At 46.7% G+C, this 21,894-nt stretch carries 18 protein-coding genes; 2 read left to right on the plus strand and 16 right to left on the minus strand.

Annotation, left to right across the window (positions count from 1 at the left end; all coding sequences use genetic code 11):
* Nucleotides 1-96: 96 nt before the first annotated feature.
* Both glnA and aroF read right to left on the minus strand, forming a co-directional pair.
* On the minus strand, nucleotides 97-1,521 hold the full coding sequence (gene glnA / locus C558_RS0110225) for a type I glutamate--ammonia ligase (protein WP_018756168.1): 1,425 nt from the start codon (nucleotides 1,519-1,521) through the stop codon (nucleotides 97-99).
* A 249-nt stretch (nucleotides 1,522-1,770) separates the two neighbouring features.
* On the minus strand, nucleotides 1,771-2,835 hold the full coding sequence (gene aroF / locus C558_RS0110230; RefSeq protein ID WP_018756169.1) for a 3-deoxy-7-phosphoheptulonate synthase: 1,065 nt from the start codon (nucleotides 2,833-2,835) through the stop codon (nucleotides 1,771-1,773).
* A 265-nt stretch (nucleotides 2,836-3,100) separates the two neighbouring features.
* Between aroF and C558_RS0110235 the strand changes: the two genes are divergently transcribed.
* Together C558_RS0110235 and C558_RS0110240 are read left to right on the plus strand one after the other, a co-directional pair.
* Nucleotides 3,101-3,382, plus strand: coding sequence for an ArsR/SmtB family transcription factor (locus C558_RS0110235; protein WP_018756170.1), 282 nt, complete (start codon nucleotides 3,101-3,103; stop codon nucleotides 3,380-3,382).
* Between the two features lie 69 nt (nucleotides 3,383-3,451).
* Nucleotides 3,452-4,660, plus strand: a complete 1,209-nt coding sequence (locus tag C558_RS0110240) for an MFS transporter (protein WP_018756171.1) — start codon at nucleotides 3,452-3,454, stop codon at nucleotides 4,658-4,660.
* Between the two features lie 45 nt (nucleotides 4,661-4,705).
* Here C558_RS0110240 and C558_RS0110245 read toward each other — a convergent pair whose 3' ends face one another.
* The 14 genes from C558_RS0110245 to C558_RS0110315 form a co-directional block, all read right to left on the minus strand.
* A complete protein-coding gene (locus C558_RS0110245) occupies nucleotides 4,706-5,206 on the minus strand; it encodes a DUF2062 domain-containing protein (RefSeq protein ID WP_018756172.1) in 501 nt (166 codons plus the stop codon).
* Between the two features lie 11 nt (nucleotides 5,207-5,217).
* The gene (locus C558_RS0110250; RefSeq protein WP_018756173.1) at nucleotides 5,218-6,165 is read right to left on the minus strand and encodes a 4-hydroxy-3-methylbut-2-enyl diphosphate reductase; all 948 of its coding nucleotides are present in this window, start codon (nucleotides 6,163-6,165) and stop codon (nucleotides 5,218-5,220) included.
* A 58-nt stretch (nucleotides 6,166-6,223) separates the two neighbouring features.
* On the minus strand, nucleotides 6,224-7,675 hold the full coding sequence (locus C558_RS0110255; RefSeq protein ID WP_018756174.1) for a sensor histidine kinase: 1,452 nt from the start codon (nucleotides 7,673-7,675) through the stop codon (nucleotides 6,224-6,226).
* The gene (locus C558_RS0110260) at nucleotides 7,675-8,370 is read right to left on the minus strand and encodes a response regulator transcription factor (RefSeq protein WP_026263832.1); all 696 of its coding nucleotides are present in this window, start codon (nucleotides 8,368-8,370) and stop codon (nucleotides 7,675-7,677) included. The genes C558_RS0110255 and C558_RS0110260 overlap by 1 nt, the downstream gene beginning before the upstream one ends.
* Before the next feature lie 72 nt (nucleotides 8,371-8,442).
* A complete protein-coding gene (locus tag C558_RS0110265) occupies nucleotides 8,443-10,050 on the minus strand; it encodes a S1C family serine protease (protein ID WP_018756176.1) in 1,608 nt (535 codons plus the stop codon).
* A 115-nt stretch (nucleotides 10,051-10,165) separates the two neighbouring features.
* Nucleotides 10,166-10,819, minus strand: a complete 654-nt coding sequence (locus tag C558_RS0110270) for a response regulator (protein ID WP_018756177.1) — start codon at nucleotides 10,817-10,819, stop codon at nucleotides 10,166-10,168.
* The gene (locus C558_RS0110275) at nucleotides 10,806-11,849 is read right to left on the minus strand and encodes a sensor histidine kinase (protein WP_018756178.1); all 1,044 of its coding nucleotides are present in this window, start codon (nucleotides 11,847-11,849) and stop codon (nucleotides 10,806-10,808) included. Before C558_RS0110275 ends, C558_RS0110270 begins: the two co-directional genes overlap by 14 nt.
* Nucleotides 11,850-11,852: 3 nt before the next feature.
* Entirely contained in the window at nucleotides 11,853-12,719 is an 867-nt protein-coding gene (liaF, locus tag C558_RS33100) for a cell wall-active antibiotics response protein LiaF (protein ID WP_018756179.1), read from the minus strand.
* Between the two features lie 191 nt (nucleotides 12,720-12,910).
* On the minus strand, nucleotides 12,911-13,168 hold the full coding sequence (locus tag C558_RS0110290) for a hypothetical protein (RefSeq protein WP_018756181.1): 258 nt from the start codon (nucleotides 13,166-13,168) through the stop codon (nucleotides 12,911-12,913).
* 22 nt (nucleotides 13,169-13,190) lie between these two features.
* On the minus strand, nucleotides 13,191-13,748 hold the full coding sequence (locus tag C558_RS34640; RefSeq protein WP_156826057.1) for a 3D domain-containing protein: 558 nt from the start codon (nucleotides 13,746-13,748) through the stop codon (nucleotides 13,191-13,193).
* A gap of 123 nt (nucleotides 13,749-13,871) precedes the next feature.
* Nucleotides 13,872-17,363, minus strand: a complete 3,492-nt coding sequence (locus C558_RS0110300; RefSeq protein ID WP_018756183.1) for a cohesin domain-containing protein — start codon at nucleotides 17,361-17,363, stop codon at nucleotides 13,872-13,874.
* Nucleotides 17,364-17,397: 34 nt separating this feature from the next.
* Nucleotides 17,398-18,471, minus strand: a complete 1,074-nt coding sequence (locus C558_RS0110305; RefSeq protein WP_018756184.1) for a peptidyl-prolyl cis-trans isomerase — start codon at nucleotides 18,469-18,471, stop codon at nucleotides 17,398-17,400.
* Nucleotides 18,472-18,662: 191 nt separating this feature from the next.
* Nucleotides 18,663-20,603, minus strand: a complete 1,941-nt coding sequence (gene thrS, locus C558_RS0110310; RefSeq protein ID WP_018756185.1) for a threonine--tRNA ligase — start codon at nucleotides 20,601-20,603, stop codon at nucleotides 18,663-18,665.
* A gap of 373 nt (nucleotides 20,604-20,976) precedes the next feature.
* The gene (locus C558_RS0110315) at nucleotides 20,977-21,891 is read right to left on the minus strand and encodes a putative sporulation protein YtxC (RefSeq protein ID WP_018756186.1); all 915 of its coding nucleotides are present in this window, start codon (nucleotides 21,889-21,891) and stop codon (nucleotides 20,977-20,979) included.
* Nucleotides 21,892-21,894: the final 3 nt, after the last annotated feature.

Raw genomic sequence — 21,894 nt, forward strand, 5'->3', positions numbered from 1 at the left:
AGTAATATAGGGTTCCATCAAGTGGAATTGTTACGGCAACAGCAAAAAATTCCTGCCCCATCCGAAAATGGATCGAAGCAGGAACTGCGTTCTATATTAGCAATCGAAGTATAGGCTGTACTCTTGCGGATGAATACGGATATTCACCGATTTCGCTTCGCCACGCTTAAGCTCGATGTAGTTCTCGATGAAGTCCTTCGTGAAGACGCCGCCTTCAGTCAAGAATTCGTAATCTGCTTCCAGTGCATTTAGCGCATCGTCTAATGTGCCTGGTACGCTGCGAATTTCTTTCTTCTCTGCATCAGACAATTCGTAGATGTTCTTATCGAATGGTCCATAACCAAGAACAGAAGGATCAATCTTACGCTTGATACCGTCAAGACCTGCCATCAGCATCGCTGCGAATGCAAGGTAAGGGTTCGCTGTGGAGTCCGGTGTACGGAACTCGATACGGCATCCTTTTGGCGTTACAGCCGCAACTGGAATACGAATCGCTGCAGAACGATTACCTTTGGAGTATACCAAGTTCACAGGCGCTTCATAGCCTGGTACTAATCGTTTGAACGAGTTCGTACTTGGGTTCGTTAATGCGATCAATGCTGGTGCATGATGCAAAATACCGCCGATGTAGTGAAGCGCCATTTCGCTCAAGTTCGCGTAGCCGCCCTTTTCATAGAACAAAGGTGTGTCACCGTTGAAGATCGATTGGTGAACGTGCATTCCACTACCGTTATCGCCGAACAATGGTTTTGGCATGAATGTCGCCACTTTACCATATTGCTTTGCCGTGTTATGAATAATGTATTTGTATTTCATCAAGTTATCCGCTGTCTTCGTCAACGTGTCGAAGCGGAAGTTGATCTCTGCTTGACCTGCTGTCGCAACTTCATGATGGTGACGCTCGATGCGAAGTCCGGCTTCAGCCATAAGACGACACATTTCACTGCGGATATCCTGTTGTGTATCGACTGGAGCTACTGGTACATAGCCACCTTTCGTACGCACTTTGAAGCCTAGGTTCCCGCCATCTTCCTTACGGTTCGTGTTCCAAGAAGCTTCCTCGGAATCCACGTAGAAGGACGAGCTGTTCATGGAGTTCTCATAACGAACGTCGTCGAAGATGAAGAACTCAGACTCTGGTGCGAAGAATGCCGCCGTACCCACACCTGTCGTTTGCATGAATTGCTCTGCCTTTTGCGCGATGCTGCGCGGGTCACGTTCATAACGTTCACCATCTGGCGTATGAATGTCACACATCACGATCAATGTTGGATGTGCTGTGAATGGATCAATATATACGGATTCAGGATCTGGCATCATAACCATATCCGATTCTTCAATGCCGCGGAAACCTGGGATCGATGAACCGTCAAAAGCAACGCCGTTCACAAATGTCTCTGCTTCTACTTCAGAAGCCGGCAACGAGATGTGATGTGCGCGACCGCCAAGGTCCACGAAACGGAAATCTACCCACTCAATATTGTTTTGCTTAATTAGGTCTAATACACTTTGAACTGACATCCTATATTCCTCCCATTCCCGAACATTAATCGGGTTCCCACTTGTAAATGTTCAACTTTTCTTTTCTTTGTTGAAGTTATTATATTCCTGTGTTGAACCATCGTCAATACTCATGTCAGGTATTTTTTATGGTTTATGTGAGGTAATGTGACATAGTACAAATCATTCGTTATAAAGTGCAAATGCCCTGTTATGATGCCAAAAAAGACCATTGCATCATCGCAATGGTCTCGTTTTATTATCAATCTATTAGACAACCTTCCACGTCTCGAACGCTTCCGCCGGAGCTTTCTCCGTGTCGAAGTTTTTACCCATTAATGTGCCTAACTTCTCCAGATCTTTCAATAGGTTCGCGAATTGATCCGGGAAGAGCGATTGTACGCCATCGCCTGTCATCGAATTATCTGGATCGGTATGCATTTCAATAATCAATCCGTTCGCGCCTGCCGCAACAGAAGCCTTCGACATCGTCTCAACCAACTCCCGACGACCTGTGCCGTGGCTCGGGTCAGAGATCACTGGTAAGTGGCTCAATTGCTGAAGAACAGGAATCGCCGTCAGGTCGAGCGTATTCCGTGTGTATGTCTCGAATGTACGAATGCCGCGCTCACAGAGCATTACATTCGGATTGCCGCCTGCAAGAATGTATTCCGCCGCATTCAGGAACTCATCATACGTAGAACTGAAGCCGCGTTTAAGCAGGACAGGCGTATTGCATTCCCCAAGCTTGCGCAATAAATCGAAGTTCTGCATATTGCGTGTTCCCACTTGAAGAATATCCGCATACTCTGCACAGATATCTACTGTCTCAGGCGTCATGACTTCTGTAATCGTCAATAATCCATGCTTCTTCCCTGCTTCTGCCATCATGACTAGACCTTCGACACCAATGCCCTGGAAGCTGTAAGGACCTGTTCTTGGCTTGAATGCGCCGCCGCGTAGAACTTGACCGCCTGCTAATTTAACAAGTCTAGCAATCTCATCAATCTGTTCAGGCGATTCAACCGCACATGGACCGCCCATAATCGTCAGATTGTCCCCACCGATCTTCACGCCTTTAATCTCGATGATCGTATCATCTGGATGGAAGTCGCGGCTTGCGAGTTTGTAAGACTTCGAGATTTTGATGACATTCTCTACATCTTTCATTTGACGAAGATGTTCTGCGAGCTTCGGCTCGAATTGACCGACAATCCCAATCACCGTACGATCTACGCCACGAGAGATATGGGCCTGTGCCCCTGCTTGCTCTATCACTTTAACGATTTCATTCACACGGGCTTCCGAAGTTTTATTGGATGTAATAGCAATCATGTTCAACACTCCTTGATTTGTCGTTATCTATTGTCGTTCCATTGTCACCATTTCACTATTATACTGCAACGCTTATACGCTTTTAAGCTTTTATTCGTTAAAGTGATTATACGACCTATTTAGATGTCCGTCAAGACCATCTAAATAAAAAAACGATGCAAGCGCTTTTTCAGAAAATAACATATTTACTTCAACGGAAAGTTATGGTACCTTAATTTCGATAGATATAGAAATAATGACAACACACAGCGAAGGTGATAAAACCATGTTCGAAGACAACGTAGACGCACGACAAGCTGTCAAAGTATACAAAGCACTCGGGGAACCTACCCGGCTCAAAATCGCCATGCTGCTTACAGAAGAGCAAAATTTGTGCTGCTCCGCGATTAAGGATAAGCTCGAATCTGTTGCAGGCTCAACCTTGTCGCATCATCTGAAGCTATTGACCGATTGCGGCCTATTGGAACTTCGTAAAGACGGAACCTATATCTTCTATCGTGTGAATCGCGAAGTCGCACAGAAGTACGCACCGTTTTTGCTCGTATAAATTTTTTTGTTGTTATTTCTATATTTTTAGAAATACTGAAATATAAGTGGAGAGAGGAGCAAAACAATCATGTCCAATGCTTGGAAAATTTATATATTAGCTATCGTTAGTTTTCTGGTGGGTACATCAGAGAATATTATCGCGGGGATTCTAGACAAGGTGGCTGCGGATACAGGAATCTCCGTTGCTGCAGCCGGTCAATTAATTACGGTATTCTCACTGGCGTTTGCCTTTGGGACCCCCATCCTCATGGCGCTCACAGGGCGCGTGGGAAGGAAACAACTACTAATCTATTCCCTTAGCATATTCGTGATCGGAAATGCGATCGCCGCCATCATCCCTGGATTCGGATTCCTAATTACCTCTCGCATCATCTCTGCGCTCAGTACCGGCGTATTCGTCGTCACTTCATTAACGGTTGCTTCCAAGCTCGCCCCGGCAGAACGACAAGGAAGTGCCATTGCCACCCTCGTGATGGGTTTCAGCACCTCCTTAATCATTGGTGTTCCTTTAGGAAGAGTTATTGCATCCTCGTATGACTGGAAGCTGATCTTCGGAGGCATTGGTATCCTCGGCATCCTAGCCATCTTCTTGATCATCTACGTCATTCCGTCAACGGTCGGCGTCGAAGAACCCGTTCCCCTTCGCAAGCAGCTTACGCTCCTTCGACAACCGCGAATCGCGATTGCCTTATCCATCACCTTCTTCTGGATCCTTGGCTACTCGATCGTCTATACGTACATTTCGCCATTTCTTCTCCAAATCACCGGGATGAATGAACAAGGCGTCAGTATTGGATTATTCGCATTTGGCATCGCCAGTCTCATTGGCTCGAAGTTCGGAGGATTTAGCACCGACAAATGGGGTGTTGCTCGCACATTGATCAGTGGCATGTTGGTTCATGCTGTCGTTCTCCTAAGCCTATCCATTTCGGCTCACTCGGCTGCTATCGTATTCCCGCTGCTCATGATATGGGCGTTCTCCGCTTGGTCATCTGGACCTACACAGCAATATTATCTCATTTCACTTGCGCCCGAAGCTTCTGGCATTATGCTTAGCTTGAACACCTCGATTCTCCAGCTGGCCATGGCAGCTGGCGCAGGGATTGGCGGCTTTGCCATCGAGCAAATCTCGCTGGCATCCATCAGCTGGATTGGTGCTGCAGGTGTAGCGGTAGCAGCTGGAACAGCTGCTGTATCGCTAGGACTCTCACGATTCCGCGCACGCGCTCGATCCCGGATTCAGCTTGAAGAGCCACAACGTACCGCAGCGAATTGATATCGTTCCGCCAACAAGTATGCAAAAAAAAGGCTGCAATTCACGTTATCCGTGAATATGCAGCCTGCGTGTTTTTCGTTTTTCTTTTCGCTTATGTCCTACGTAATCAATCATCCACTTCACAGGAAAGTACATAATCAGTCCGAGTATAATCCCATCTACAATACCACCGACAATTAGTTTCAAATTATACATCATGAACCGATTGATCCATTCCGGCACGTAAGGAATATGAATGTGAACACGCTTCGGCAGCATCATCCCCCCAACCATGCCATTCAGGAAGGACATCGGAATATAGATGATCTTACCGAAGACAAATCCGATTAACGCACTTGCAAAGCTTGCTCGTAGAATATACACGAGGGGGAAAATCAAGAAAAAAGCCAGCCCCATCGTAGGTAACGTGAACATCTCAATGGCAAGACCAATCGAGAATCCCTTTGCTACTTTTGCTCCACCGCCTCGAGCGCGGATCAGCAGCAAGTATTTATACTTCATCCATCTCCCGATACCTTTGAACCAGGAATATTTCCGGTTGGACATGGTCAAATTCCTTAGCTAGACTTATCGCGAACGGTTGGCAATAGTTTATCCATCTTCACCGTTCGGATGATTGGCCAAGTCGATTCGTTATCAGCATCATACTGTTCCAAGTATGCGATCACTTCTTTTGTAATCGGTGTCGGTGTTGATGCGCCCGAGGTGACACCTACTTTACGAACCCCTGCTAACCATTCTCGATTGAGCTCTGTAATATCCGCAATACGATAAGCTGTGACACCCGCAATCTCTTCAGATACTTGCGCAAGACGATTCGAATTGTTGCTTCGCGGATCACCTACGACAATCACCAAATCCGTCTCACCAGCTTGTTCTGCAACAGCTTGCTGTCGAACCTGCGTAGCCAAGCAAATCTCGTTATGAATTTCTGCACGAGGGAATTTCTCAATCAAGCGATTCATAATATGCTTAATATCCCATTGGCTCATCGTCGTCTGATTCGTAATAATAATACGATCCGTAGGCAGTTCAAGCTGATCAATCTCTTCTTCTCTTTCGATCAGATGAACATGCTCCGGCGCAACGCCGATGGCTCCTTCTGGTTCCGGGTGCCCTTTCTTGCCGATATAGATCACTTCATAACTATCAGCGACTTTCTCACGAATTAAATCATGTGTCTTCGTCACATCCGGGCAAGTCGCATCGACTGTCGTAAGCCGCTTCTCCCGTGCAATACGGCGGACTTCTGGCGAAACGCCATGTGCCGTGAAGATAACCGTTCCTTTATCTACCTTGCTTAGGATCTCTAGACGGTTCTCCCCATCGAGTGTAATGATGCCGTCCTTCTCAAAAGCATCTGTCACATGACGATTGTGTACGATCATACCTAATATATATATAGGGCGCGGTAAATCCAGATTCTTCGCTGTCTGTGTCGCGAGTACCATCGCGTCGACAACCCCGTAACAATACCCACGAGGCGAAATTTTGACGACCTCCATGTTGCACCTGCTTTCATCTACATACTACCCAAACGTTGTATATCAGAATTATTATACTCTATTCAAGGGTAGGATGAAAGCTGCTAACAATAGGAAGCCAAATGATAAAGGTCGATCCTTTCTCTACTGCTGTGACCACTTCGACAGAGCCGTAATGCTCATCAATAATCCATTTGGCAATCGATAGGCCAAGCCCCGTCCCTGCGATAATTCCACGTGATTCATCCGCTCGATAGAAGCGGTCAAAAATATACGGTACCTGCTCGCGATCCATCCCAATACCTGTATCCTTGATTCGGATTCCTACTTGCTCATCATGGCGGATGGCATCGATCGTAACAGACCCTTCTAGCGTATATTTGAATGCATTCTCGATGAAAACAAACAGCATCTGCTGTAAATATTCCTTATGCCCGTTCACACCAATTGCGTCCAGTACCGACAGATCCCCCGTGATCCATTCGGCTGTCCGCGGCAGAAACTGTGCGCGTCGAATCACTTCATCCACGAGCGGCCGCAAATGGATCGGTTCTTTCTCCATGATGACGCCCGCATCTGCGCGAGCAAGCGCCAACAAGTCGTTCACAAGGCGCGACATACGTCTGGATTCGCCTGCGATATCCTGCAATGCTTCGAGCGACATCTCCTTCTTCATCGCCTCGTCGATGTGCTTCTTCTCTAATTCCCCCGTCGGTCCCCACATCTTCTCGAGCAAGTCCACATTTCCGCGAATCGTCGTGAGAGGTGTCCGCAATTCATGTGAGGCATCCGAGACGAATCTGCGTTGTGCCCGATAGGACTCATCTAGCTCACGGTAGAAGATTTCCATCCGAGAGATCATCTCATTGACAGTATCCGTCAATTGTCCAATCTCATCGTTCGGCCCTGTCCGCTTAATCCGGACACTAAGATCCGACCCCCGCTGGATTTGATTCGCTGCACGAATCACGTTTTCAATAGGGCGCAGTGATTTCCGAGCAAGGAAGAGTCCGATTGAGGACGCGATAATGACCATCGTAATGGATACGAGCGTAAGGATATTTTTGAGCTGAGTGAAGAACAAGACTTCTTTCCCCGTATAGACACCAATCGTTGCGACGCCGATGGATTTATTGCTATTCTTAATCTTGATCGGGCCTTCATACACATAGAACGGAAGACCTTCGACGGTAATATGCTTGAATCCAGGTTTTATTTGATCGGTTGACTTAGGATATGGGAACTGTATCCCCCCTAAATTAGGCGTCACTTTAATCGTACCATTCACATAGTTTACGAATTGGGCGTACATTTCCTCCTCAAAACCTCTACCGCCAACATTCAAATCAATACCATCCAAAAAATTATAATCTGCTGTAATTCGCATCACATCAACCTGCTTGTTAATCCGGTCCCGCATCCCGCCATAAATGCTCTGATCTGCGAACCAATAAATCGCAAGTCCAACAAGAAGGAACGTAACGGCTAGAATTGATGCATACCATGCTGTAAGCCGAAGCCGAATCGACATTACGAATCACCTCGCAGCACGTAGCCTGCGCCACGCACCGTCAGAATGATCCGTTTACCTCCGAACTCTTCGGTCTTCTGCCGCAGCATCGCTACATACACTTCCAGTACATTTGATTCCCCGCTAAAATCATACCCCCAGATTTTCTCCATGATCATGTCCCGCGTCAATACCCGCTTCGGATTCAACATGAATAGATGGAGCAACTCGAATTCCTTTGTCGTCAACTCTATTGTATGCCCATCACGAATCACTTGTCGCATGTCTAAATCCAGCACTAGATCTTCATAAGCAACCTGTCTGGATACGGATTCCACTTCGGTCTCACTCGATTTGCGACGCAGTAAGGCACGAACACGCGCAAGCAATTCTTCAAGCGCGAACGGCTTGACCAGATAATCATCCGCACCATTATCGAGCCCTTTCACGCGATCCTTGATATCATCCTTCGCCGTTAACATCAGCACCGGCACGGAGCTGCCCGCTTCGCGGATACGCCGGCATACTTCCCAGCCATCCACCTTCGGCATCATGACATCAAGAATGACGATATCCGGATCGGATTCCATCATCTTATTCAATCCTTGCTCCCCATTCGATGCGGTCATTACTTCATACCCTTCAAAAGCAAGCCCGCGCCGCAGCATCGAAATAATCTTCTCATCGTCATCTACAATCAATATCCTCTGCCTCATCGCTTCATCCCCCTGTCTCATGCGAAAAGGAAGCAAGAAGGATCCCTCCTTCCGCTTCCTCCCTAACCATTATTATTGGTTTCCATTTGCGTTGTATTTATTTTTGTCACCGATTTTGACTTTTAGATCCATCGCTTTCCCATTCCGAACGATATTGAACGTCACTTCATCGCCGACTTTCTTCTTCTGGATCGCTTCGATCAACACGTCATTCGTCGCATATTTCGTTCCGTCGATCCCTGTTATAATGTCGTACGCACGAAGGTCAGCATCATAAGCTGGTGTACGGTAGTATACTTGCGTAACTATCGATCCTTCGACTTTGTCCGTATTCAACTGCTTCGCAATATCATCCGTCATCGTCGCAAGCGTTGCACCAATGAACGGCACAGGCACTTGTGGAATTTCCTTATTCGCTTTTAGGTTCGACAAGTTCTCCAGAATGGTCTTCGCTGGAATAGCAAACCCGATCCCTTGGGAGTCCGCGCTTACCGCCACGTTCATCCCGATCACTTCACCGTTCATATTGAGCAATGGACCACCAGAGTTACCTGGGTTGATCGACGCATCGGTTTGAATCAAATGTTTGTATTCACGCGTCTTCCCTGCTTCTTGATCCGGAATGCTAATGGAGCGCTCTTTCGCACTTAACACCCCAGCCGTAACCGTATGGTCGAAGCCGTTCGGGTTACCAATCGCCACAAGCCAGTCACCGGATTGGGTTTGATCCGAGTTACCGATGTTAATCGTCGGGAAGTCCGTTCCTTCAATTTTGAGAACGGCGAGGTCTAAGTCAAAGCTTGAGCCGAGTACTGTTGCAACATACGGCTTATCATGCCCTTCCAAGACGACCTTGACTTGATCAGCTCCTGCAACAACGTGTTGGTTCGTTAAGATGTAGCCGGATTTGTCGAAAATAAACCCTGAACCTAACCCATTCTCAATTAACTGGTCACTGTTGCTGTTCTGACGTTGTTGATTGGACCCGCCGCTGCCATCACCGAAGAATTGACGGAAGAACGGATCATCCATAAATGAATTGGAACTGCTTTGTCGTTTACTTTGCTTCACATACGTCTCGATTTTCACAACCGCAGGACTTGCATTCTTCACAATGCTTGTAATATCTCCTGGGCGATCGAGCTGCGGTGTATTCACATTCGCGCTTGTCGTTACGGCATTCCCACTGGATGAGCCTGCACCTTCAGAAGCGTTCGTACTTCCTGTGAACAAGTTATACCGGTCAGATACGAACATTAAGGAACTAATGACGAGCATCCCTGCTAAGAAGGAGATGAACACCGTCTTGAACGATGATTTCGGACGGGCTTGATTCACTTGCCAGTTCCCGCCGACGGTACCATTTCCGCTTCCGCCGTTACTGTAGTTCGCGAAATCCACGTTGCCCGCCTTCAATTCCATCCCTTGCGAAGTATAGTAGGAACGCGTCGGCGCCGCTTTGATTGGATCTGGAGGTGTTACTTCTACTTCAGAAGCCGTTCCACTGCCGACCGTTGTGGAATCATTTCCCGTTACATCGTTTGGTACCGATTTGAAAGGTCCATAAGAATAGTAATACGAAGATGACTGCTCTTGCTTGTCTTGATTTTCATTAGGCTCATTATTGTTATGCTCTTCGAATAATTGTTCATTATCATTGCGTTTATTTTCTTCACTCATTCGAATGACCTCCATTACTATATTAGCTGCTCTGTATAGTCATTATCATGAACGATGAACCTTAAACCAACCTTAAAAACAATTTAAACGAAAATAAAACCTAGGCGATAGCCTTTTAGGCGCTTACCCACCCTTTACGATGCGCATATATAGCCAACTGCGTCCGGTCATCCATTTCACATTTCATCAGTAAATTGCTCACATGAGATTTCACCGTTTTAATGCTGATATGCAGCTCTTCGGAGATATCTTTGTTCGTCTTGCCCTCAGCAATTAGCAGGAGCACTTCCTTCTCTCGCTCGGTGAGACCATCCGATTCTACTTGTGTAGTACGCTGCCGAATCCCTCGGGTTAAGGCTTGGGAGACATCTCCGGTCATGACAGGCATGCCACGGAATGCGCCTTGCAGCGCATAGATCAATTCATCGGCAGAGACTGTCTTCAGAACGTAACTGACCGCGCCCGCTTCTACTGCCTCTACCACTTGCCGATCTTCTAGAAAGCTTGTAAGGATAATGATCTTCATCGCAGGAAATTCACGCATAATCTCTCGCGTCGCTTCAACGCCATTCATTTCTGGCATCATCAGATCCATTAATATAACATCAGGCATGCCTTCAGCAAATCCTTGCTTCAATGCTGCAATCGCTTCGAGCCCATTGCTAGCTTCCCCAATGACGTTGAACTTCGGCTCAATCATCAAATACGTGCGTAATCCCATACGTACCATTTCATGATCGTCAACGATCAATACTTTAATCTGTTCCATCGATCTTCGTCTCCTCTTCGAATCTCGGCATGTATACACGAATGGTCGTCCCAACACCTGGTGTACTCATAATATCCACCTGTCCGCCCAGCTTCTCTGCACGTTCTTGCATCGTATGCAGCCCGTAGGATCCAGGCTTCAACATCTGCTTATTAAATCCACGGCCGTCGTCATTGATAGATAGAATATATTGACTCTCCCGTTCTGTCAGCTTCAGGGTGACTCGCTGTGCCGAGGCGTGCTTCACAATATTTGCTACTGCTTCTTGGATAATCAAGAACATCTGATGTTCCTTCGCCTCCGAGATTGGTTCATGCAGGTCCAGCTCTTTGGTCCCTTGCAGTCCATTATGTCGGCAATAATCAGGAAACCATGCATCCAGCGCTTCCACCAGTGATTTTCCTTCCAATTCAATAGGCCTTAACTGTGCGATGAGTCCTCGCATCTGCTTCTGCGCCAGATAAGACATTTGGATTAACTGATCCATGACAAGCTTCGCACGTTCCATATCCACTTCCATCACCTTCGGGAGGGATGAAGCTGACATATGAATGGCGAATAAATGTTGACTAACCGAATCATGCAGGTCACGAGCCAACCGCTTCCGCTCTTCGGCTACGGCAGACTCTGTCGTCATCTCCAGCTGCACCACTTGCTGCTCCCCTAATTTCTGCAGTAATTTCATCTTCTTCTCTACGCTATCTACCATCGTATTGAATTCATAGTACAGACGTGCAAAAGAGGGGTCCTCTGTCCGCCGAATTCGAACGGATAAATTCCCCCTTGAGACTTGAAGCATGCTGTCATGAATGGCATCAATACGACGCTGCATCCGCTGTGCTACGGCATAACCGACGATCGTGCATACGATAATGATAAGCAACAGATACCCTACCCATAATCGGAAATCCGTTAACAGCCCCTGATATCGAAAGATACCGAGCAGCACAGCGACGATGCTAAATGCACTGGAGAGTGCGAAGTAAATCAATAATCCCCATTTTGAATTCTGCAATATGCGCGTCATCATGCTTTAACCTACTTTATTCACTTTTACATCACCGATAAATGTGCTGACGATGATGCGTACTTTTTTACTTGCTTCATTGTAGTACGGTGTTTCTTGACGGATATTCTTCATGAACCCGCTCTCGAAATGATCCAGCAGCTTTACATCTCCAGCTAGTGCACTGCAAGAGACTGCAACACCAACCTCAATATCATTCGGCACATAGACCTTAACGTCGCCAATGAAGGAGGAGATATTAATTTTCGTCTCCCCATATGGAATGTGTGCTTTCGTCAAATCAAGGACGGTGTCTCCAATGAAATGCGAGATATTCATCGGTTTCAATTCCCAGAAATCTGACCCCATATGGATATCCCCGATAAACCCGGACTTATTGACGGTACTCTCTTTCCAACCAAATTCGTAATCATCCTTCCAGGTTGATTTCGGTGCTTCAGTCCCTGGAGGAGGTGGCGGTGGCGGAGTCATCCCATAGGGCTCGGGCGGGATATGAAAATGCGGGTCATGTTTCTTATACGAACGTCGCGGTTTGAGAATAACGTACAGACCAATCAGAATAAGCATAAGCGGCACCAAATAACGGAAAAATTCCCCAGTTGATAGGTGTAGAACATCCAAATTACGTGCGAGGAAGAATCCACCGATGACGATCAAAATAACATTCCCGAACGAAATCGAACGCCCATATTCATGGTTTTTGTACGAAACTACATTCTTCAATCCTGCCAAAATCAGAATCACAGGCCAATACGTTCGGATCACATAACCAATATCCACGTGAACATAACCCATTTGATTCAATAAGAACACGACACCGATTCCGACAAGGATAAGCCCTCCGAACAATCGAGACCCAAATCCTGAATGCATAAACAACGCCTCCACTAACGATCTTCTTCTTCAATATAATCTTAGTGTACAGGATGTCAATTGCAATGAACAGCGTCGGCGGGTTGAAATTCATATCGGTCTCGAGACGGAGTCCGCTTCCACAAAAAGTTAAAATCAGGCATCAAATAGAAAAAGAGGACGCTTATGCGCCCTCTTTGGATCCATCCGTCTTATAGGTCGTCTGCATCCGCGTTTGCTTGAGAAGATTGACGATTCGCACGAGCTGCTGCATTAGCAGCTGCTGCGCTAGAATCGTTTGCTGCTTCGCTTGCGAATTCCGTATCGAAATTAGCTTTGTTCGCGCGTGCAGCTGCGTTAGCAGCGCTTGCGGAGCTAGCATTATTCGCCACGCCAGCTGTTTCACTCGCGAATTCTGCATTGAACTTTTGGTTGCCACTCATATTGTTGCGGTTGTTGTTCTTAGCCATGTTTGCTCACCTCCAAGAAGTATTATGCGACTTCCTTCGGGATCTTATGCACAATAACCGCCTCATTCAATTCATGGATCAACTTCTCCGTAACCTTGCCCTCACCACGCTTAATGATGTGGACCTTTAAGGTTTTTTTGCCCCACTCTTTGTAGACTTGTTTTGTGGTTTTATAATACAGGTCGATTTTGTTGCCTTTAATTGCTGATCCGGTATCTGCGACAATGCCATAGCCATAGCCCGGAATGAACAACACCGTTCCGATCGGCAGCAAGCGTGGGTCTGCGGCAATCGTTGATATTTTATGCTTATCGCGTCTGACCTTCACGCCGGAATACGTAATCCCGTATTGCGGATGGCCAGGTCGTTTGCCTGTCGATTCAACTCCTGCTGTATAGCCTGTTGCGACCACACTAAGTGTTTCTAGAATATCTTTAGGTTCTGGCGCAATGACTTCTTTAGCAGGTTTCTCCTGCGCTAGCGCCTGAAATGATAACGTTGGGAACAACAAACTCATAGCGAATACAATTACAATCATCCAACCATATTTGGGCCATGTTCTGCGTATGCCTCGAAGCATAATGGATATCTCCCCCTTATCACGAAAGGCTTTCCAGAGGTCCAACATTTTATGCATCGATATCCCCAAAAAAAAGAACACACCTAAGCAGCTTAGGCCGACGAAGGTGTGTTCTCCATTCATTTACTTCAATATTTGGTTGGCAATCCAAGCAAGGTCATGAATATCAATGACATTGTTATGGTCGATATCACCCATTGCAATTTGACTCCAATTTGGACTTGCCGACGTCTCTCCATAATGCGCTGCAATGATCGCCAGATCCCCAATGGAGTATTTGCCGTCATGGTTCATGTCGCCAGGCGGTGTACCAGGATCAATCGGCGTGATTTGTACTTCTTGGGAGGAAGCAGCAGCCCTCGATTCTACACCTTCTCCATCGGCAACAGTCGTCTGAAGGGCTGTGATCTGTGCCGTTTTCGCAACACTTGTATTCTTCGCGCGGAAGGTCAATTCAATAATCAACTGTGTTCCTGTAATGCCGTTGCCTTCCCCTTCACTTGCCACAATGAGACGCAGTTTTCCCGTATTATCTACCTTTTTCTCGACGATGCTAACCCGGTCTTTCATAGGAATCGCAGCGACGAATTCCAAGGCTGTGGGATCATAATGAATTGCAATATCTTGCGCATAGACGCTGTTGGTCACATTCTTCAATCCAAAATTGACTTTCAATTCTGCACCTGCTTGAACGGCTCCGCTGCCTATCAGCGTCGTTGTAAGTTCTTTGGTTTCGACAGGGAGGATGAGCGGCTCCACTTGATACGTCACCTTGTCATCGCTAAGCGCGTACTTGATATTATCGAAGGCAAAGGTACGTCCATTCGCGCTATCCCACAGGAATCCAAGAACAATCCGGTCAAAATTCTTGATCGCTGTCGTCGTCTTCACCAATTGCCCATCAATATACATCTTGAGATCTGTCTCGGAAGTATAATCCCATTTCAGTTCGTGCCATCCCTTACTCCGCTTGACCGTCGTAGCTTCCCAAGCCGTCGCATTGTTGCTTGCACGTACCGAATAATAATCAAGCGATCCATATGCACTACCATCATAGAGTAATCCCATCCCTGCCAAGAGCGTCGTTCTCGCATTCCCGACATGCGCGACCACACGTGTCTTCGTATCCATGGAACCATCGTCGTACAGCATCATCGTCACGACACCCTGCTTCGCCTGCCCGAATAGCTTCTGAATGGCGTTCGACCCGTTACCCACGGTGAAGAGTGCACTCTGCTTGCCTTGGTATGCGACTTTATCCGAGATCGTGCCTGTTGTTATAGATGCCCCCGTCTCCGGTACAAAATCGCCCCATCCGGACTCGAAACTCTGTGAGAAGACCAAATCCTTGTATTCTTGCACTTCCGCAGATACTTTGACGGCACGAACACCCGCTAGATCTCCTTTAACTTCCAACTTCCCAGTCTGCGAATCAATGATCACGTTAGGCTGATCCGACTTGTAAGTAACCTGATAGTATGGTGCATACGGAAGCGTATTCCCGTCTTCCGTGACACCGTCCGTTCTTAGTTGAATCGTTGGCTTCGAAGCCGATATTTCATTCACATCACTCGTAATCTTATAAGATGTAACGGCCGATGGCGTAAGTACCCGCACATGTGCCTCCCCTTTGACACTTGGGCTCACTGTACTCTCCGCCGTAATCGTTGCTTCGCCAGGGATCATTGGCGTCACAAATCCACTTTGATTCACTGTAGCTACGGCTGGGTTGGAGCTCGACCATTTCACTGTTTTGAACCAGGCGTTTGCAGGAGCTACTGTTGCATTCAATGTCGTTCCTACATGTCCTGCATAAAGGCTGACTTCTGTTCGGTCGATCGCGATGGATTGCGGCACAATCTCTGGGGACTGCTCACCCGGTTCATCATTTGTGAACTCGTGCGCTCCGATATCCACCTTCGCTGGATTCGCGATCAGATTTTTGAAGAAATCGACGGTTGGAGCTGACCATACTGACGGCGTCATTGCGGTCATATCCAGTCCTGCATCGATAGCCGGTGAACCCGGTAACAATTTGTATCCGCTCAATCGATTTACATTAAAGACGCTGCCCTTCGCTTCAATCAGATCTTTCGGTTCTTCACCCGGTCTTGCAAATTTCGGACTTGTAAATACATTGTCTTTGAACGTGATGCCTGTAAACTTCGCATTCTGATAATTCGTTCCTGGGTAGAAAATATTGTTCCTCACTTCGCCCCCAGCGAAGGTTTCCGTCCCCATCGCTGTATCTGCCTTCGAGTAGAAAATATTGTTATACAACCGCATATATTTACCCGAATCACTCATGAGTTTGGTATTGATGTTCGCATCTGTGAAGAATGTATTGTTATGAATTAATGGTGCATCTGCCGAACTCGTCGGTAAGTAGTGGAAAATATATCTTCCGTCCCCGTCGTTCACACTCACATTGTATCTCACGACTGAATTTTTCGATCCACCCATGAAGAGAATGAATCCGCCTCGGTTGCTGTGGCTGTAATTGTATTGATAGAGCGTGCCCTCGCAGAACATATCCACGTCGAATGCTTGACCGTCATTGTAACCATAAATTCCGCCATACACCTCGTTGTACTGCATGATCATGTCTTTGACGCCAATGACCCACAGCCCAGCATAGTTGACATTCCCAACATTCTTGGCTGAATGCTTCACAACCGTGTTGTACTCCATCCGGCCTTCACTGCCGATGTTGCTCATAACAAAGCCATCGCCTTGCACTTCTTCGACATAGTTGTTATTGAACTTCACATTCTTCAGCACTCTCGGAAAATTCGCATTCACGTCGCCTTCCTTATACAAGCCTGCATTGCGAATTCCCTCGATATCCACCCGCTTCACCGTATTTCCTTCCACGAGCACATCGGAAATATTACCGAGAATCAAGATGCCGCCACTGCCGATTTTCCAACCTTTTGGATTCCCGTCCACGTCATGAATGTAATTATTCTTGATCGTAATCCCGCGGTGCGGATTCGCTTCCCATTCTGTTGTCGTTGTTGAAGCTGTACGAATATTAATTCCCGCGCGCTGCGACACGACATCCGGATTAAAGTTCGTGATCTCGAGGTTCAAGAACTCCAAGTAACTACCATTCACCACATCAATCGTTGCAGACATCGTCTTATCTTTGACGCTGGTATAATTTTTAACGATAGCTGATTCTTCGGTCGTCGTTGTTCCATTCCCGTTCAAGACGGGTCTTCCCGCTTGCTCCAGATTCCCATAATGACTAAATACAATAGGCTCTTCCTTCGTACCTGAGATTCCCCGGAGTTTGACCGATCCGTTCCAGACATCGCCAGCCCGGAAGAGAATGTGATCTCCTGGAACAAAACGCGTCTGATTAACCTTATCGAGTGTCTTCCATGCCGTCGCTTCAGACAATCCATCCTGATCATCTCGTCCATTCGCACTGACGTAGTATGTATTGTGGGCAGCTGCAGCAGCATGCGTCTGAACCTCCACTTGCCCTGTCTGGTCTGCTGGTGCGGCTTGTGCCTGAGGTGAAATCATCATAGGCATCGTCATGGTCATGATCAGCAGCACGGACAGACATCGCAAGAGTAACCCCTTGTTCATACGTTTCTTGTTCAATGCAGTATCCTCCTCATTCATATTATAAGAGCGTCTAAGTAAACGAGATGCGATTCAGTACCTCTTGGTGTACTTCAATCACGGCTTTACTCAGTCGCTGACTTACCTGGAGCTCCACTTGCTTCTGAACAAACCTCTGAACGACGGCAGCTCGAACCTTCTCATACGGTTCATATCCTTTATCCTTGGCGGCTAACAGCCTATACAGAACGGTGTCTTCACCCGAAGAATCCAGGGCTGTAAACTCACCAGGTTTCATCTCCGTCAACACCAAATTTAAATTTTGCGCGAGATCATCATCCTTTGATTTGTCATCCAGGTCTAGACTTAGCCGTTCAATATGGATGTCTTGCGTTAAATTCAACCGCTTGACAACTTGCTCGGTGGATAAGTCATTCGTAGACGCCTGTTGTTTCAACGCTTCGAGCTCAGACTGCGCTTCCGTTGCACTAGGTACCGATATTTTCTCGTATTCATAGCTGTAGCCCCGATGGAATTGTTCTCGCTTCATGTCCTCGTACGTCGATCGAAACATCTCTTCGGATTCTGATTTCAAGGTCTCTTTCGTCAACTGATCCATCCATCGCTGAACATTCATGTTCTGCACATAGGAATAATATTCGCTTGCTCCATACTGCTTCGGGCCATAGATCGGCTGACCATTCCGAACCTTCGCTTCCCTTTGTTCGTTCTCCGTCTCGAACTGCTTCAGAAAGGCATCATACGAAATATCCGACACGATTCCTTGCTCCCGCATGAGAATTTGCTGCATTTTATATTTGCGCAGCTCTTCCATTGCCTTTTGTTTCGCATAATCAAGCGGATTCTCCCCATCATAGGTCGATGTCCAGAAATCTTCGGTATACTCCGCATTATATTTCCGTTTGAAGTAGCTTGATGTAAGCGCTTTATTATTTTGAAGAAAAAGTTCGAACTCATCCTTTGTTACCTCAACATGATCGATGGTAAACACCACGTCATCCCCGGATGCGTAGGAAGTCATTCGCCATGCAGCGATCACGATAATCATACATATTATTCCGATGCCGACCCCGATGAAATAGCGCTTGTTACCTGTAATCCTTAAGAAGACTTTTCCTTGTCTCATGACATCAGCTCCTCGATCAGGCTGCTATTTAACTTGATACGAACCAACCATGTGCCATCATTATAACCATTCCAAGTTAATGAAGGCGTGAATTATTTTGACTTTAAATATATAAAATTTTTACCTTTTCAAACACAAAAAAGATCCCTTACTTTAAAACCAAGTAAGGGATCTCTTCAGTGTACAAAATATTAGAAAATCAAGTGTGTGCGAATTTCTTCAGCCAGTCGCGCCACAGCCTCATCCAACTTGAGGAAGCCTTGATCGCCTACGCCGCGTTGACGAACAGAGACGCCGCCATCGTTCTTCTCGTTCTCACCGACGACGAACATGTAAGGCACTTTCTCTAGCTGTGCTTCACGGATTTTGTAACCGAGCTTCTCATTGCGAAGATCCGCTTCAACACGAATCCCTTCAGCCTGAAGCTTCTCAACCACTTCTTTAGCATAGTCTTCGAATGCGTTCGAGACAGGAATAATCTTCGCTTGCACTGGCGACAACCAGAGCGGAAGCGCACCTGCAAAGTTCTCGAGCAAGTAAGCAGTCATACGCTCCATCGTACTGATAATACCACGGTGGATAACAACTGGACGATGCTTCTGACCATCATCGCCAACGTATTCAAGCTCGAAACGCTCAGGAAGCAAGAAATCGAGCTGCGCAGTCGACAACGTCTCTTCTTTGCCGAGTGCTGTCTTGATCTGTACATCAAGCTTCGGACCATAGAATGCCGCTTCGCCTTCAGCTTCGAAGAATGGAAGTTCAAGCTCTTCCACCACTTCACGCAGCATGCGTTGGGACATTTCCCACATCTCATCATTTTGGAAGTATTTTTCAGTATCTTGTGGATCACGGTAGGAGAGACGGAAACGGTAATCCTTAATACCGAAATCTTCATAGACTTTACGAATCAAGTTCACGACACGTGCAAACTCTTCCTTAATTTGATCCGGACGGCAGAAAATATGAGCATCATTCAGTGTCATCGCGCGTACGCGGTGCAGACCTGTTAAAGCGCCTGACATCTCATAGCGGTGCATTGTTCCAAGCTCGGCGATACGAACCGGAAGGTCGCGGTAGCTGCGCATTTCGCTCTTGAACACCATCATGTGATGCGGGCAGTTCATCGGACGTAGAACAAGTTCCTCGTTATCCAATACCATTTTCGGGAACATATCTTCCGAGTAGTGCTCCCAGTGACCCGAAGTCTTGTACAACTCTACATTCGCGAGCACTGGTGTATAGACATGGTCATAACCCAATCTTTCTTCGAGATCTACGATATAACGCTCCAATGTGCGACGAAGCTTCGATCCGTTTGGAAGCCAGAGAGGTAAGCCTTGACCTACTTGTTGGGAGAACGTGAAGATTTTCAGTTCTTTACCCAGCTTACGGTGATCACGTTTCTTCGCTTCTTCCAAAAGACGGAGATGCTCGTCCAGTTCTGCTTTTTTCACGAATGCCGTACCATAGATCCGTTGAAGCATTTTGTTCTTGGAATCACCGCGCCAGTAGGCGCCTGCAACGCTGAGCAATTTGAACGCTTTGATGCGGCCTGTCGAAGGAACGTGCGGTCCACGGCAGAGGTCAAAGAACTCGCCTTGATCATAGATGGTAAGTACCGAATCTTCTGGCAAATCGCGAATTAATTCGAGTTTTAAATTATCATCGAGCTCTGTATAGATGCGAAGCGCTTCGTCACGGCTCACGACACGACGGCGAATCGGAAGATTCTCACCCACGATACGCTCCATTTCCTTCTCGATCTTCGCAAGATCTTCCGGATTCAAGGAGTGCTCCATATCGATATCGTAGTAGAATCCATCTTCAATGACCGGTCCAATACCTAACTTCACATTGTGCTCTTTGTACAGACGTTTGATCGCTTGTGCCATCAAATGTGCTGTACTATGGCGCATCAACTCAAGTCCATCTTGGCTATCGAGGGTCACGATCTCAACCGCTGCATCCGCATCGATCGGTGTATAGACATCCACGATCTTCCCATCGATTTTACCTGCTACTGCATTCTTCTTCAGTCCGCTGCTGATCGATGCTGCAACATCTTCAATGCTGCTTCCTGCCTCGTATTCGCGCACTGCGCCATCCGGCAAAGTTACTTTAACTGACATGTTCCCTTTTCCTCCTTCAATATAAAAAAACAACAAAAAACACTCATCCCAGAAAGGGACGAGTGTTATATACCCGTGGTTCCACCCTAATTCGAACGTAATATGCTATGCCCAAATGACTTGTAACAATAACGTTCCTTAGTGCATTCGGTAACGAGAATGAGTCGGATCCATCTACTATCATTCGATGAATCAGCTACAAAGGGGTAAATCGAAGGTGAGCTCTGAAGGAAATTACAGCCGATGTTTCCTCTCTCTGGACAGTTCAACCAAGGACTCATGTCTTTGTCATCGCTATTCGCGATTTAAGTTACCGTTATTATAAATCCATTCGAGGAGGAGGTCAAGCTGTATCCTTTTAATAATTCCTTAATTAATCATGCTGCTGCGCACTTTCACTCAAGTACGGCGAACAGACAGGACAATACACACATAACTGTGCACGGCTTTCGAAAATTTGCTGGATCGTCTTAATCACTTGCAGTTCTGGTTCACGCGTATGGATATAAATCTTCTGCGGTGAGACGGTAATCAAGGTGCTTACAATCATATCCTCGACCTCAATATCATGATCAGGCATCTCAACCACAACACTCGTCATTTGCTTCGTCTCAATCGGACGCATTTGATCATTCAGCAGCACAAATTGATGATCCCCACGATGCATCACATGGGCCACAGGAATCTTGGTCTCCTGCACGAACACGAAATATTTAAGCAATGCGATAAACTCATGATATTGCTGATCGAGAATATACTCATCAACCGCATACTCCACAATGTCACGCAATTCCTTTGTGTAGGCATCCAGACGGAACCGGATAAAGCCTTCCACGTGAAGTGCCGTATTCTCTTCAAAATATTGCGTAATCTCCTGAACGAGCAGTCGTTTGCGCCGTTCGCGATCATCCGGTGTACGGAACTCTTCGTTCGTCTCTTGTAGCAATTCCATACAATACGTCTCGATTTTATCTAGATCCTCTGATCGTTTGTAATGAAATTCTTTGCGAATAATGCGGCGTAGTACCGCACGTTCTTTGATTTCCAGAATATACTCCGCAAGCACATTCGCCGCCTTACTATAGACCTTCGGCGCGTGCTGCTTCAGCTTAAATCCTGGTAATATGCCATGGCAAATGATCTGGTATTCGTGGGAATTCCTCGATTCCGTAAATGTAACGCCTTCCGGCTGCATATGTAAATCAGCGAATTCTTGTTCCATCTGACTATGAAATTTTGACCAGGCTTCATCGGAAGTCGTCGTTATTGTGACTGTAAACAGTTCCATGTG

The organism is Paenibacillus terrigena DSM 21567 (genome assembly GCF_000374845.1).
Lineage (GTDB): Bacteria > Bacillota > Bacilli > Paenibacillales > Paenibacillaceae > Paenibacillus_K > Paenibacillus_K terrigena.

What these genes read in the sequence shown, in the direction of transcription:
- aroF (WP_018756169.1), bottom strand. Translation starts at nt 2,835, where the DNA reads ATGATTGCTATTACATCCAATAAAACTTCGGAAGCCCGTGTGAATGAA.
- glnA (WP_018756168.1), bottom strand. Translation starts at nt 1,521, where the DNA reads ATGTCAGTTCAAAGTGTATTAGACCTAATTAAGCAAAACAATATTGAG.
- C558_RS34640 (WP_156826057.1), bottom strand. Translation starts at nt 13,748, where the DNA reads ATGCTTCGAGGCATACGCAGAACATGGCCCAAATATGGTTGGATGATT.
- C558_RS0110290 (WP_018756181.1), bottom strand. Translation starts at nt 13,168, where the DNA reads ATGGCTAAGAACAACAACCGCAACAATATGAGTGGCAACCAAAAGTTC.
- C558_RS0110240 (WP_018756171.1), top strand. Translation starts at nt 3,452, where the DNA reads ATGTCCAATGCTTGGAAAATTTATATATTAGCTATCGTTAGTTTTCTG.
- C558_RS0110255 (WP_018756174.1), bottom strand. Translation starts at nt 7,675, where the DNA reads ATGTCGATTCGGCTTCGGCTTACAGCATGGTATGCATCAATTCTAGCC.
- C558_RS0110265 (WP_018756176.1), bottom strand. Translation starts at nt 10,050, where the DNA reads ATGAGTGAAGAAAATAAACGCAATGATAATGAACAATTATTCGAAGAG.
- C558_RS0110235 (WP_018756170.1), top strand. Translation starts at nt 3,101, where the DNA reads ATGTTCGAAGACAACGTAGACGCACGACAAGCTGTCAAAGTATACAAA.
- C558_RS0110260 (WP_026263832.1), bottom strand. Translation starts at nt 8,370, where the DNA reads ATGAGGCAGAGGATATTGATTGTAGATGACGATGAGAAGATTATTTCG.
- C558_RS0110275 (WP_018756178.1), bottom strand. Translation starts at nt 11,849, where the DNA reads ATGATGACGCGCATATTGCAGAATTCAAAATGGGGATTATTGATTTAC.
- C558_RS0110315 (WP_018756186.1), bottom strand. Translation starts at nt 21,891, where the DNA reads ATGGAACTGTTTACAGTCACAATAACGACGACTTCCGATGAAGCCTGG.
- C558_RS0110270 (WP_018756177.1), bottom strand. Translation starts at nt 10,819, where the DNA reads ATGGAACAGATTAAAGTATTGATCGTTGACGATCATGAAATGGTACGT.
- C558_RS0110305 (WP_018756184.1), bottom strand. Translation starts at nt 18,471, where the DNA reads ATGAGACAAGGAAAAGTCTTCTTAAGGATTACAGGTAACAAGCGCTAT.
- thrS (WP_018756185.1), bottom strand. Translation starts at nt 20,603, where the DNA reads ATGTCAGTTAAAGTAACTTTGCCGGATGGCGCAGTGCGCGAATACGAG.
- C558_RS0110250 (WP_018756173.1), bottom strand. Translation starts at nt 6,165, where the DNA reads ATGGAGGTCGTCAAAATTTCGCCTCGTGGGTATTGTTACGGGGTTGTC.
- C558_RS0110245 (WP_018756172.1), bottom strand. Translation starts at nt 5,206, where the DNA reads ATGTCCAACCGGAAATATTCCTGGTTCAAAGGTATCGGGAGATGGATG.
- liaF (WP_018756179.1), bottom strand. Translation starts at nt 12,719, where the DNA reads ATGCATTCAGGATTTGGGTCTCGATTGTTCGGAGGGCTTATCCTTGTC.